This window comes from Kitasatospora sp. NPDC036755, assembly GCF_040636595.1.
Taxonomy (GTDB): domain Bacteria; phylum Actinomycetota; class Actinomycetes; order Streptomycetales; family Streptomycetaceae; genus Kitasatospora.
Map to the genome: position 1 here is coordinate 1 of NZ_JBEZUT010000251.1, position 13,182 is coordinate 13,182.

A 13,182-nucleotide genomic window follows, 5' to 3' on the forward strand; every position below is an offset into this window, starting at 1 on the left:
TCACCAGCTGGACCGAGGAGGACTTCGCCCGCCGCTCGGACCAGTTCCGCATGCTGCCCGGCGAGACGCTGGCCGGTGCCGCCGCACCGGGCGATCCGGCCGCGCCGATCCCCGCCCCCGCCGCGCCGGCCGCACCGGCCGTGCCGACCGCCTCGACGCCGAGATCGGCGTCGATCAGTGCCACGTCGAAGGCCCGGCCCTCGCCGGCCGCACGCTCCAAGGCCCGCTCGGCGGCGGCAGCACTGCCCGCCGCGCCCACCTCCACGTCCGGCTCGGCGGCCAGCGCCGCGGCCAGCGCCTCGGCGAAGATCCGGTGGTCGTCGACCACCAGGACGCGAATCCGCGCCATCGTCCCTCCCCCTGCTCACACCGCCCGAGCCCGGGGCGGGGACCGGCCCGGCATCCGCGTTCCGGACCCGCCGTTCCGCCCGCCCACCGGTGGCCGGTGAGGCCGAATGGGCGCCGGCCCCCACCGGTACCGCACTCAGCCTACGGGGCGGGAAACGGGCTCGTGGCGATTCGGTGAAGTTTCGTCAGAACCTGCGTGGTTGGCTGGACTTGGGCCGTCGATCCCTCGCCGAGGAGCGCCCCCGCCCGGCCACCACTCGCCAACCAGCCTTCTCTCGAAGGCCGTTGCTCAACAGCCGTCGCTCAACGGGCGTCGCTCAACGGGCGTCGCCCGACGGCTGTTGCTCAACGGGCATCGTTCACCCGGCGTTCTTCGCCAGGGTGAACTCCCAGGCGTCGGCGACGATCTCGTCCAGGTTCGGACGGCGCGGGGTCCAGCCCAGCGTCTCGTGGGCCCGGGCGGCCGAGGCCACCAGCACCGCCGGGTCGCCGGCCCGCCGGCCCGCGACCTGCACCGGGATCTCCCGGCCGGTGACACGCTTGACCGACTCGATCACCTCGCGCACCGAGAAGCCGCTGCCATTGCCCAGGTTGCAGATCAGGTGCTCGCCCGGCCGGGCCGCGTCCAGCGCCAGCAGGTGCGCGTCGGCCAGGTCGGCGACGTGGATGTAGTCGCGGATGCAGGTGCCGTCCGGGGTCGGGTAGTCGTCGCCGTACACCGCGATGTGCGGGCGCTGCCCCAGCGCGGCCTGGAAGACCAGCGGGATCAGGTGCGACTCGGGGTCGTGCCGCTCGCCGTAGGCACCGTACGCGCCGGCCACGTTGAAGTAGCGCAACGAGACCGCGGCCAGGCCGTGCGCGACGGCCTCACTGGTGATCAGGTGGTCCACGGCGAGCTTGGTGGCGCCGTAGGTGTTGGTCGGCGCGGTGCGGGCGGTCTCGGCGATCGGCACGGCCTCCGGCTCGCCGTAGGTGGCGGCGGTCGAGGAGAACACCAGCTTGCGCACGCCCGCCGCGCGCATCGCGCTGATCAGCTCCAGCGAACCGGCCACGTTGTTGCGCCAGTACTTCTCCGGGTCCGCGACCGACTCGCCGACCTGCGAGGAGGCGGCGAAGTGCAGCACCCCGTCGAAGGAGCCGTCCAGCACCTTGTCGGCCTCCTGGATCCGACCCTCGACGAACTCGGCACCGGCCGGGACGCCCTCGCGGAAACCGGTGGAGAGGTCGTCCAGGACGGTCACCCGGTGCCCCGCCTCCAGCAGGTGGGCGGCGACCACGCCGCCGACGTAGCCGGCGCCACCCGTGACCAGGTACTTACTCATGTTGCGACCTCCAGCGAACGACGGTCCGCCCGAACGGGCGGAAGCCATCGACGGAATGCGAACGACTGGGGTCATTCTCCCAATCCCGCAAGGGTGCTCCGCACCACCCGGACGGCCGCTCCCGACCTTCTCACCGAGTCCTCAGGCGCCGGCCATCCGCTCCAGCAGACCGGTGCGCGCCGCCACCGCGGCCGCCTCCAGCCGGGTCCGCGCACCGAGCTTCATCAGCACCCGCTGGACGTGCGTCCGGGCGGTGCTGGCGGCGATCCGCATCCCGGCGGCGATCGCCGCGGTGTCCTCGCCGTCCGCGATCCGGGCCAGCACCTGCACCTCACGGCGGGTCAGCAGCCGCAGCAGCCGGACGGCCTCGTCGTCCGGTTCGGCCACCGGGCGCAGCAGTTGGTCGAAGGCCCCGCGCAGGATGTCCACCGCGACCGCGGCCTCGCCCGCGCGCGCCCGTCCGATGGCCCGCTCGACCACCTCGATCCGCTCGTCACTGGGCACGTACCCGGCCGCTCCGGCCGCGAACGCCCCTGCCACACCACGCAGTTCACCCACCGGGCCGAGCACGATCACGGCCACCTCGGGACGCTCGCGACGGATCCGGCGCAACCCGTCGAAGGCCCCCGACTCCCCCGGCGCGGCCACCCCCAGCAGACACACCTCGGGCCGCCGCCCGACCACCAGGTCCGCGGCGACACCGGCCGGGGAACCGACCGCGAGCACCCGGTGACCGCGCAGCTGAAGTGCGGTGGCCAGCGCCTCGGCCAGCAGCCGATGGTCGTCGACCACCACGAGTCGAACACCCATGACGCCCTCCCGGTCGGGGTTCGGCTCGCGCCCCGCACCCCTCGGGCGGGCGGCCGATGACGCACCATCACAGCGCATTCCGTACCCGACCCGCTAGGCCGTGGCGTGTCGGGGTGCGCCGGGGTTCCTCGGGGCGCGCCGGCGGCGCGGCCCTCGCCGGAAACGCGAAAGACCCCCGCCACGAGGCGAGGGTCTTTCAGTGGAGCCCCCATGCGGAATCGAACCGCAGACCTTCTCCTTACCATGGAGACGCTCTACCGACTGAGCTATAGGGGCTTGCTCGCTTGCCGGTGTTTCTCCCGGCCGCTCGAACAAGGAAGACATTACACGGCTCCGGGGCCGGAAGGGAAATCGGCCTCCGCTCCGGCCGCTCCACTTCTCCAGGGCCCCTCCCGGGCCCCTCCGGGCCTCGTCGCGGGAGGGCGCGACTCCCGCCGCGGGCCGGCCCGACCCTCGCCCCGCGTCGGCTCAGCCCTCGCCGTGCGCCGCGTCGAACTCCTCGCGGGCCGCCAGCATCCGCCCGGCGCGGCGCTCCGTCCACCGGCCGACCGGCGCCAGCAGCTCGGCCAGTTCGCGACCGAGCGGCAGCAGACTGTAGACCACCCGCGGCGGCGTCTCCGGGAAGACCGTACGGAGCACCAGCCCACCGCGCTCCAGGTTGCGCAGGGACTGGGTGAGCATCTTGCGGCTGACTCCGCCGACCCCGCGCTGGAGTTCGGAGAAGCGCTGCGGTCCGCAGGCGTGGAGGCTCATCAGGATCAGCATCGACCACTTGTCGGCCAGCTCGGCGAACAGCTCGCGACTGGGGCAGAGCCGGCCGAACACGTCGTAGGCCTGCCCGCCCCGCGGCTCCTCCCGCACGTCTCGCACGTCCCGCTCCGCGGGCTGTCCGGTCCGGGTCCGGGCCGCTTCCTCCGTCGTCATGCCTCCAGGGTAGCCCTCAAGGTCTCCGATCGACCCTTGGTAACCAATAGAGACCTGGTCTATATTCGAGACCGCAAGGCCGGGGCCGCGGAACACCGCGGCACACCGGCCCCGCACCGCCCTGCCCTGCCCCGTTCCGCGCCCGTCCCCGCGCCCGTCCTCCCTGGAGTGCCCCATGACCGCCATCCGTCCGACCGTCGCCCTCGCCTACCACTCCGGCTACGGCCACACCGCCGTGATCGCCGAGGCCGTCGCCCGCGGCGCCGCCGCCGCCGGCGCCGAGGTCCTCCCGATCGCCGTCGACACCATCACCGACGAGCAGTGGGCCCAGCTCGACGCCGCCGACGCGATCGTCTTCGGCTCCCCCACCTACATGGGCACCGCCTCCGGCGCCTTCCACGTCTTCGCCGAGGCCACCAGCAAGCGCTGGTTCTCCGACGCCTGGAAGGACAAGGTCGCGGCCGGCTTCACCAACTCCGCCTCCAAGAGCGGTGACAAGGCCAGCACCCTGGCCTTCTTCCAGACCCTCGCCGCCCAGCACGGCATGAGCTGGGTCAACCTCGGCCTCAAGCCCGGCTGGAACGCCACCACCGCCTCCGAGAACGACCTCAACCGGCTCGGCTTCTTCAACGGCGCCGCCGCGTCCTCCCCGTCCGACGCCGGCCCGGAGGCCGTCCACAAGGCCGACATCGCCACCGCCGAGCACCTCGGCGAGCGCGTCGCCCGGCACACCGCCGTCGTGCTGGCCGGCCGCGCCGCCCTGGCCGGCTGAGCCCCCGCGCCCTGCCGTCAGGCCGCCGGGTCCGTCCCCCACCGGGGCGCCCGGCGGCCTCCGCCATCCGTCGTACCGCCCGGACCGCCGGGACCGCCGGGACCGCCGGGGGCCGTCCCCTCCGCCGACCCGAGCTCCGCGCCGGTGTTCTCCGGCAGCATCCACAGACACCCCAGGGCCAGCACACCCAGCACCGCCAGGTACCAGCCCACCGGCTGCGCCGTCCCGTACGCCCCGGTCAGCCTGGTCGCCACCAGCGGCGTCGTCGCACCGCCGACCACACCGCCCAGGTTGTACGTCAGCGCCGCGCCCGTGTAGCGCACCCTCGTCGGGAACAACTCCGGCAGGAACGCCGCCAACGGCCCGAACATGCCGCCCAGCACCACCATCGCCCCCGCCAGCGCGACCGACATCAACGGCCGGCTCACCGTCTCCAACAGCGGGAACAGCACCGGCGACCAGACCGCGGCCAGCCCCGTCGCCCACCGCAGCGTCCGCCGCCGCCCCCACCGGTCACTCCACGAGGCGCTCAGCCACACCGTCGCGGCCATCCCCACCGCACCCACCAGCAGCATCGACAGGACCACCGTGCTCGCCACCCCCAACCCGCTCGTCGCGTACGCCAACGCGTACGTCGTGGTCAGGTAGAACAGCGCGTACCCCACCGTGATCGCCCCACCGCCCGCCAGCACCGGGCGCCAGTGCTCACGCAGCACCTCCAGCACCGGCAGCCGCTCACGGCGCTCCCCCGCCCGGAACAGCGGCGACTCCTCGACCCGCAACCGCACGAACAGCCCCACCGCGACCATCACGAACGAGGCCAGAAACGGCACCCGCCAACCCCACGCGCGGAACGCCCCCTCGTCCAGGCCGAGTTGCAGCGCCAGGAACACCCCGTTCGCCAACACGAACCCGATCGTCGGCCCCAACTGCAGGAACCCCCCGTACCGCCCCCGCCGCCCGGCCGGCGCGTTCTCCGCGATCAGCAGCGCCGCCCCACCCCACTCCCCGCCCAACCCGACGCCCTGACACACCCGCAGCACCACCAGCACCGCCGGCGCCCACCACCCCCACACCGCGAACCCCGGCAACAGCCCCACCCCCGCCGTCGCCAGCCCCATCAGCAACAGCGACACCACCAGCGTCGCCTTCCGCCCCACCCGGTCCCCGAAGTGCCCGAACACCACCGCCCCCACCGGCCGGGCCAGGAACGCCACCGCGTACACCGAGAACGCCGCCAACAGCGCCCCCACCGTGCCCAATCCGGGAAAGAACACCGGACCGAACACCAACGCGGCCGCCGTCCCGTAAATGAAGAAGTCGTAGAACTCGATCGCCGTCCCGATCAGCGCCGCAGCCGCCGCCCGCCGCACCTGCCCGACCCGCCAAGCACCCTCCGCATCCATACCGCCACCCTCGCCACCCCCGCCCCACCCCACCAGCCGCCACCCGAGTGACCCCGGCGCACCCCCACCACCCGCACGCCCCACACCACGCACGAGGGCGCCGGGATGACCCGACGCCCTCACCCACGTGCCCACCCGAACGCGACTACCTCGCGTACGGGTTGCCCTCCGGCGGAGGCACCTGAACCCCCTCCGGCTTCCGCCGACGCCGCACCACCGCGAACACCACACCCGCCACCAGCACCAACCCGGCCACCACACCAGCCACCAACGGCAACGCACCACCCGAACCGGCCTCCGACTTCCCCGCCACCGGCCGCGCCGACGGCACATCAGTCGGACTCTCGACCGGAACCGGTACCGCCGACGCAGGCATAGACCCGCTCACCGACGGCACCGGAGCCGCCGACGGCACAGCCGAATCAGCCGGCAGCGGCGAAACATTCGCAGGACCCGGATCCCCCGGATCCGTCAGCGCGACACGCGGCCGCACGGCACCCCAGCCGGCGTCATCCGTACGGACCGTTCCCCCGTTCGGCCTGCTCGCCGTATTGATGAGCACCCGCAAGATCTGATTGGGAGACCAATCCGGATGCACCGACCAGATCAACGCCGCCGATGCGGAAGCCAGGGCGGTCGCGTCCGACGTTCCGTGGCCCTTGCAGTATCCGGACGGCGTCGTGCAGGCTCCGATCGTGTCCATCCCCGGGGCGACAAGGGCCACCTGAGGCCCGTAGGAAGATTCCGACGTCACAGATCCGCTGTGGTCGATCGCACCAATGCCGACAACATTCGGAAGCGCCCCGGGATAATCGACCGGATTTCCCGACTTCGCCTCATTCCCTGCCGCAGCGAAAACCAATGACCCCTTCGCCCTCGCAGACGCTAGAACACTATTCAGCTTGGCCACATTTTCCGGAGTAGCAGTGACCGAGTTCATCCCCTGGGAAATGCTGATGACCTTGGCCCCCTGGCCGGCCGCATAGTCGACGGCCTTCCCGATTTGGTCCAGGAAATCAGCCGAGACGAGACTCCCCACCGAACCGTTGTTGATCTTCAGCGGGAGGATCTTGACGCCGGGCGCCAATCCATATGCACCCTTTCCCCCGTTGGCCTTTCCAGTCCCCGCAATGAGCCCTGCCATCAACGTGCCATGGGGATCAGCATAAGAACTAACCCCGCCCGAACCTCCGCTGAAGTCCTGGCCTGGCAGGAATTGCCCTGCCAGATCGGGGTGATCCAACTTGAAGCCGCCGTCAATCACCGCAACGGTGATGCCTTGCCCTCTGGAGATTTTCCACATCTCCGGGGCATGCATCGCGTCCAAGTGCCACTGCTGCTGCCGAATCGAGCTCTCCGCGGCAGCCTGCACCACCGCTGTCCCCGTCACGCATAAACTCGCAGCAGCAAGGAACACAACCCGGCGAGCCCACATCCCCTACTCCCCCAACAACTTGAGCTACCTCGCGTACGGGTTGTCCTCCGGCGGCACCGGCGGCTGATACGCCGGCGGAGGCGGAGGCACCTGAACCCCCTCGGGCCACACATCCGGCTTCCGCCGACGCCGCACCACCACGAAGACCGCGCCTGCCACCAACACCAACCCGGCCACCCCACCACCCACCAACGGCAGCGCGCCACTCGAACCGGCCGACTTCTCCGCTACCGGCTGCGCCGACGGCACACCCACCGACACATCAGTCGGACTCTCAGCCGGAACCGGCACCCCCGACGCGGGCGCCGACGGCATCGCAGTCGCCGACGGCACAACCGCGTCAGCCGGAATCGGCGACACATTCGCCGGACCCGGATCCCCCGGATCCGTCAGCGCAACCCGCGGACGCACGGCCCCGTAACCGATCAGATCGTTGCGACCGGAGGCGTCGTTCGCCTTCCCCGCAGTGTTGATCAGCACCCGCAGCACTTGGTTCCCCGTCCAGTCCGGGTGCAACGACCACACCAAAGCCGCGGACGCGGAAACCAAGGCGGTCGCATCCGACGTGCCGTGGCCCTTGCAGTACCCGGTGGCACCGGGACACGCACCGACCATGTCCACACCCGGAGCCACGAGGGCAACCTGCGGTCCACGCTCGGACTCGGCAGTGACCGTACCGTTCCGGTCCGACGCCCCTACCCCGACCACATTGGGCAGGGCCCCCGGATACTCGACGATGTTCCCCTGATCGCCGGAGTTCCCGACGCTGGAGACCACCAGCGAACCCTTTGAACGAGCCCATGCCAAGACCTTGTTCAGCTTCTCCACATCAGCCGGAGAAGTCGTGACTGCGGCCATTCCTTGCGAAACGTTGATGACCTTGGCACCCTGCTCGACCGCGTACGTCACCGCCTGCCCGATCTGATCCAGGAAATCAGCCGAAACCACGGCCCGCTCGGAACCGTTAGCAATCTTCAACGGAAGAATCCTGGCTCCTGGGGCCAGGCCATAGGCCCCCGTGCCACCCTTCGACTTCCCGGTCCCGGCGATATAGCTGGCCATCAGGGTTCCGTGGTTCTCCGCATAGGCCCCGACCCCACCCGGACTTCCACTGAAGTCCTTGCCCGGCAGGAACTGCCCCTCCAGGTCGGGATGATCCAGCTTGAACCCACTGTCGATCACCGCGACAGTGACGCCCTGCCCCTTGGCAACCTTCCACATCTCCGGGGCGTGCATCGCATCCAGGTGCCACTGTTGCTGCCGGATCGTGTCCTCGGCCATTGCGGGCGCTGCGATCGGGCCGACCACGATCCCCGCCGCCACAAGCGCCGCAGCAGCAGCCCGCCAACGCGCTCGCGCGTTCGTCCGCCCCATCACAACTCCTCGTCAATCTCTCCGTCGACCGGGAAGCGTGCCCCGAACAAGCCTGCCCGGCCACCGGGGAAGCCCAGTGGCCGGGCAGTCGTTGCCGTCCTACTCAATCACGTCCGGGTTGCTGTGCGGCGTACCGCTGGTCCAGGTCTCCTCGTCCTCGTGCAGGTAGTCGGCCCGCTTGCGGCGGTCGCGCTCGTTCCGGCCGCCGTGGCCCGCCGTACCGGGGGTCATCATGCCGTTCTGCCTGGCCTGGGGTCCGCCCTCGCCGGCGGCCGCCGCACGGTTGCGCAGGCCGGTGCCACCGGGTGTGAACTCCCCGCCCGCGGTCGGCCCCTTGCGGCCCCCGACCGTCCCGCCCGTGGTCGAGGCCAGGCCCCGGCCGCGCGAGCCGCCGCCCGCACCGACCGCACCGCCGTGGGCGCTGCCCATACCGGGGTGCATGCCGCCGCCCATGCCGGCCGGCCCCGCCTCGCGGGCGCCGAAGACCGTCCCGCTGGGCAGCCCCGGAGTGCCGCCCCTGCCCTGACCGGGGCCTCCGCCGAACGGGGTCGTGCGTGCCGGTATCTGGCCGCCGCCCTTGCCGGGGAGGAACCCGCTGCCACCGCCGCCCTTGGCCGGGACGGAGCCGCCGCCCGTTCCCGTGGGGAAGCCCGGGACCGGGCCGCCGCCGGGGACGCCGGGCCCGGTGCCCGGGCCGTTCGGCCCGCTCGGGTACCCGGGAAGGGTGGTCGGCCCGTCCGTCGGCAGCTGGCCGCCGCCGGGACCGTACGGGCCGGTCTGGGTGGGCAGGGTCGGTGCGGGGGGCAGGCTGTTGAGGTCGGTGCCCGGGCGGTTGACCGGCTCCGACGGGTAGGACGGCGGGGTCGAGACCCCCGGGTCCTGCGGCGCGGGCGGCAACTGACCGCCGCCACCGTGCGACGGGGGCGGGGTGCTGCCCGGGTTGGACGGGCCCGGCCCACCCGCCCCCGGGTCACGGGGCAGGACCTTTCCGCCGCCGTAGTTCCCGTCGCCGGACGGGTTGGAGCCGCCCCCGACGTTTCCGCCGCTCAAGCGGGGTGAGCGCACCCGCCCTCCGGAACCACCGGCGCTCCCGGAGCCTCCGCCACTGGGCAGGTCGGAATCGCCGCCCCGGCTTCCAGAACCAGGCGTCCCCGGCAGCACCACGTCCGTGGGGATCCCGTTCAGCGTCGTCGTCGCCGCGTTGTACGCCTGCGCCAACTTCTCCATCTGGAGGACGGCTTCCTGGTGCTCCTTGTCGACCTTGGCCTTGGCCAGGGTGAACTCCGTGGCCGTCACCCACTTGGGGTCGACCGTCTTCATGTACTGGTCGGCGGTCTGGCCGACGGCGAGCTGGGGGATCTTCACCAGGCTCGACTGGCTATTGTACTTGCTGACCGCCTGGATCTCCGTCTTCGGCGGCTCCGGCACGGCGGCCTTGGCGGTGCTGAGGGCCTCGCCCGCCTGGTGCATCGCGTCACCGGCGGTCGTGGCGTGGTCGCCGATGATCTGCGCGGACTGCTGCAGGTTGTTCACCCAGGTCTTGAAGTTCTCGGCCGCAGGGCCTTCCCAGGTGACGTTGCCGACGTGCGACTTGAGCGCCGTGCTGAGTTCCTTCAGCACCCGGCCCGCCGATTGCAGTTGGGTGCCGCGGCTGAGGACCGTCGCCGGATCCGTGCTGTCCACCATCTTGCGCAGGTGGGCGTGTTCCATGCCTTCGAAGTTCGTGCTGGCTGTCACTGCGTGTTCCCCGTCTCCCCGTAAGACTCTCCCCGGACCGCCATCAGTACTTGCCGTCGCCCGTGCCCGGCGCCGGGGTGGTGACGCCCGCGTTCTTCGCGACGGCGTTCTGGTCGGCCGTCGTGTGGTCCTCGTTGTTCGCGTAGACGCTCGCCGTCTTCGAGACCGCGGTCTGCATCGCCTGGATCTGCGACGCGAAGTCCTTGTGCAGCTGGACGAGTTGGCCGTGGACCTTACCGTAGGCGGCGGTCAGGGCCGTCGCCTCGGCGAACTCCGCGCTCGCGAAGCTCTTGCCCGTCAGCTTCTGCTCCTGGAGCTTGTACGGCGCGGCCTCGGAGCCCTCCATCGCGGCGAGCAGGGCTTCGACCTTCCCGGCGAACGTCCTGAGCGTGTCGAGCTCGATCTGGACGTTCTGCTGGCCGAAGGCCGACACCAGGTCGCCGGCGCTGACGCTCGTCTGCACCTTGCTGACGATGGGCGCGATGTTGACCACGCCGAACGGCCACGGGAGCTGCTGGTCCAGCATGTACGGCGCCGCGTCGCCCGAGGGCCCTGGGCTCTTCGGGTCCGTGCCCGTCGCGCCGGGTTCCGGGCTCGCCGAGGGGTTCGTCGAAGGGGTGGGCGAGGGGCTGGCCGACGGGCTCGGCGAGGGGCTCGGGGCCGGGCTCGGTGAAGGGCTCGGCGAGGGACTCGCCGAGGGTGTCGGCGTCGGACTGGGTGACGGACTCGCCGAAGGAGTCGGCGTCCCCGAACTAGTTGCATTGCCTGCCACGGCAGTTCACCTCTCCCCCGTACGGCCTGCCGCCCCGGGCATCCCGGACGGCCGCGGGCCGCAACACACCGTCAACTTCTGGCTCGCACCGTCCTGGTCGGTGCACCGCCCGCCCTGTGGGCGGTTTCCGCCTCCGTCATCGTAGCCACCACCCCTGTCGGACCGGCAGGGACCTTGGCCCGCCCGCAAACGATCGGTACGAACTTGACACGTGCGAGGCGCCGCGGCGGTCCTGGGTAGACTGACCCGGAACGCCCCCTTCTGCCGCGCAATGTCGCACAGCAGCGACCCAAGGCCGCAGAACGGACGTGACCGCGTGAGCTCCCTCGACGTCTCCTCCTCCCCCTGGTGGGCCCGTGCCGCGCGGCCCGCGCGGCCGTTGGTGCCGGTGGCGCTGATGGTGCGGGCGGCGGTGGGCATGGCGGTGCCGTTGGCGGTGGGGTTGCTGGCGCACCGGCTGGATCTGGGGGTGTTCGCCGGGCTCGGGGCGATGCACGCGACGATGAACGACCGGGTCGAGCCGGGCAGGCTGCGGGCCGCCCGGATCGGGTGGGCGGTGCTCGCCTCCGCGTTCGGCATGCTGATCGGTACCGCTCTCCAGCACGCCGATGCGGACGGCCTGGCCCTGGGGGTCGCGCTGACGCTGACCGCTTTCGTGTCCGGTGCGCTGAGCTCGACGGGTCCGCGCGGTTCGGCGGCCGGGCTGCTGCTGCTGGTGTCGGCCGCGCTGGGCAGCGGGATGCCGTTGCCGCGTCCGTGGTGGGCGGCGGCGCCGTTGCTGCTGGTGGGGGCGGCGTTCGTGGTGCTGCTCGGACTGCGGGCGGGGGTGCCGCGCCGGCCTGCCGCGGATCCGTGCAACCGGGCGCTGGCCGCCGCGTACGACGCGCTCGGCCGTACCCTCGCCGATCTGGGCGGCCCGCGGGCGGGGGCTTCGCGCCAGGTGCTGACGGCCCGCCTGAACCAGCTCCAGGACCTCCTCGGCCCGGACCGCCCGGACCGCCCGAGCCGCCCGGACCGCCCGAGCCGCCTGAGCCGCGGGGGCAGCCCGAGCCGCCGGGAGCGCCGGAACGCGCGGGACGAGCGGAGCACACGGGACCGCCGGCGCCGGATGTACGAGGCCGCCCTGGCCGCCACCGAGGCGGCGACCGGCCTGCTGTGGGCCCGCCGTCCCGTCCCGCCGGAGGTGGCCGAGGTGCCGGGCCGGCTGGCGGCCGCCGTGCGGCGGGGCGGCGGCGAGGTCGAGGTTCCCGACTGGCGGCCCGACACCCCCTCTCGGCAGGCCCTGGACGTGGCACTGCGCGCCGCCGCCGACACGGTGGCCGGCCGCGAGACGCGGCTCGGCACCGCCCCCGCGCCGCCGCCGGACCCGTGGCGGCTGCGGGTGCGGCTGCTGTCCCGGGGTTCGGTGCGGTACGGGCTGCGCGTCGCGCTGTGCATCGCGGCCGGTTCGGCGGTCACCGCCAACTACCCGCTCAGCAAGAGCTACTGGGTGCCCATGACGATCGCCTTCGTGCTCAAGCCGGACCTCGGCTCGGTGTTCCTGCGCGCGGTGAGCCGCTCGGTCGGCACGGTGCTCGGGGTGGCGGTGACCGCGGCGCTGCTGACGGCCACCACCGACGAGTGGGCGCTGACCGTGATGGCGGCCGGCTGCGTGGCCCTGCTCCCGTACGCCACGGCGGCGCACTACGGGCTGAACACCGTGGTGGTGACACCGATGGCGCTGGTCCTGCTGCAGCTCGGCGGGCAGAGCAGCGCCGCCGAGTTCTGGCCCCGGGTCCTGGACACGGTGCTGGCCAGCGCGATCGTCCTGCTCTTCGGCTACCTGCTGTGGCCGGAGCGCCCTCGGCACCGGATCGAGCCGAGGCTGGTCGACGCGGCGACGGCGCTGCGGTCCTACCTCGACGCCGTCGCCGAGAGCTCCGTCGCCGAGAGCTCCGTCACTGACAGCGCCGTCACCGAGAGCGCCGTCACCGAGCGCTCCGTCGCCGACAACGGCGCCCCCGGCCGGCCCGGCAACGCCCAGGTGTGGCTGCGCCGTACGGCCTACCGGTCGCTGGCGGACGCCCGCCGGGAGGTGCGGCAGGGGCTGTCCGAGCCGCCGCCCACCGGCCGGCTGGCCGAGCGGTGGCTGCCGGCGACGGCGGCGCTGGAGCGGCTGGGTGGTGCGGTGGCGGCCTTCGCGGCGCAGATCCGGTACGGCGGCCGGGTGCCGGACCGGGCCGAGGTCGACCGGGTGCGGCGCGCGCTGGACGAACTCACCGCCGCCGCCCGGGCGCACCGCC

General features: G+C 72.5%; 10 protein-coding genes, 1 tRNA gene and 1 pseudogene. 2 read left to right on the forward strand and 10 right to left on the reverse strand.

The annotated features are described in order from the left end of the window. The 5 genes and pseudogenes from AB0E96_RS29680 to AB0E96_RS29700 all read right to left on the reverse strand — a co-directional run. Nucleotides 1–349, reverse strand: a pseudogene (locus AB0E96_RS29680) (hypothetical protein); the annotation flags it as partial. A 358-nt stretch (nucleotides 350–707) separates the two neighbouring features. After that, the gene (gene galE / locus AB0E96_RS29685) at nucleotides 708–1,670 is read right to left on the reverse strand and encodes a UDP-glucose 4-epimerase GalE (protein ID WP_359828823.1); all 963 of its coding nucleotides are present in this window, start codon (nucleotides 1,668–1,670) and stop codon (nucleotides 708–710) included. A 141-nt stretch (nucleotides 1,671–1,811) separates the two neighbouring features. Beyond that, nucleotides 1,812–2,480, reverse strand: a complete 669-nt coding sequence (locus tag AB0E96_RS29690; protein WP_359828825.1) for a response regulator transcription factor — start codon at nucleotides 2,478–2,480, stop codon at nucleotides 1,812–1,814. A 200-nt stretch (nucleotides 2,481–2,680) separates the two neighbouring features. Further along, nucleotides 2,681–2,756, reverse strand: a tRNA-Thr gene (locus AB0E96_RS29695). Between the two features lie 192 nt (nucleotides 2,757–2,948). Beyond that, nucleotides 2,949–3,404 (reverse strand): helix-turn-helix domain-containing protein, encoded by a 456-nt coding sequence (locus AB0E96_RS29700; RefSeq protein ID WP_359828827.1) that lies wholly within the window; start codon nucleotides 3,402–3,404, stop codon nucleotides 2,949–2,951. 175 nt (nucleotides 3,405–3,579) lie between these two features. Between AB0E96_RS29700 and AB0E96_RS29705 the strand changes: the two genes are divergently transcribed. Continuing rightward, complete coding sequence (locus AB0E96_RS29705; RefSeq protein WP_359828828.1) at nucleotides 3,580–4,176, forward strand: flavodoxin family protein; 597 nt, start codon at nucleotides 3,580–3,582, stop codon at nucleotides 4,174–4,176. 17 nt (nucleotides 4,177–4,193) lie between these two features. Here AB0E96_RS29705 and AB0E96_RS29710 read toward each other — a convergent pair whose 3' ends face one another. From AB0E96_RS29710 to AB0E96_RS29730, 5 genes are all read right to left on the reverse strand, one after another. After that, entirely contained in the window at nucleotides 4,194–5,582 is a 1,389-nt protein-coding gene (locus tag AB0E96_RS29710; protein ID WP_359828830.1) for an MFS transporter, read from the reverse strand. Between the two features lie 145 nt (nucleotides 5,583–5,727). Further along, nucleotides 5,728–6,957, reverse strand: a complete 1,230-nt coding sequence (locus tag AB0E96_RS29715) for a S8 family serine peptidase (RefSeq protein ID WP_359828832.1) — start codon at nucleotides 6,955–6,957, stop codon at nucleotides 5,728–5,730. A gap of 84 nt (nucleotides 6,958–7,041) precedes the next feature. Next, entirely contained in the window at nucleotides 7,042–8,391 is a 1,350-nt protein-coding gene (gene mycP, locus AB0E96_RS29720; RefSeq protein ID WP_359828833.1) for a type VII secretion-associated serine protease mycosin, read from the reverse strand. Between the two features lie 99 nt (nucleotides 8,392–8,490). Continuing rightward, nucleotides 8,491–10,128, reverse strand: a complete 1,638-nt coding sequence (locus AB0E96_RS29725) for a hypothetical protein (RefSeq protein WP_359828834.1) — start codon at nucleotides 10,126–10,128, stop codon at nucleotides 8,491–8,493. Nucleotides 10,129–10,171: 43 nt separating this feature from the next. Continuing rightward, complete coding sequence (locus AB0E96_RS29730; RefSeq protein ID WP_359828836.1) at nucleotides 10,172–10,654, reverse strand: hypothetical protein; 483 nt, start codon at nucleotides 10,652–10,654, stop codon at nucleotides 10,172–10,174. 562 nt (nucleotides 10,655–11,216) lie between these two features. Here AB0E96_RS29730 and AB0E96_RS29735 point away from each other — a divergent pair. Then, the coding region (locus AB0E96_RS29735) for an FUSC family protein (RefSeq protein ID WP_359828837.1) at nucleotides 11,217–13,182 on the forward strand (1,966 nt) is incomplete at its 3' end.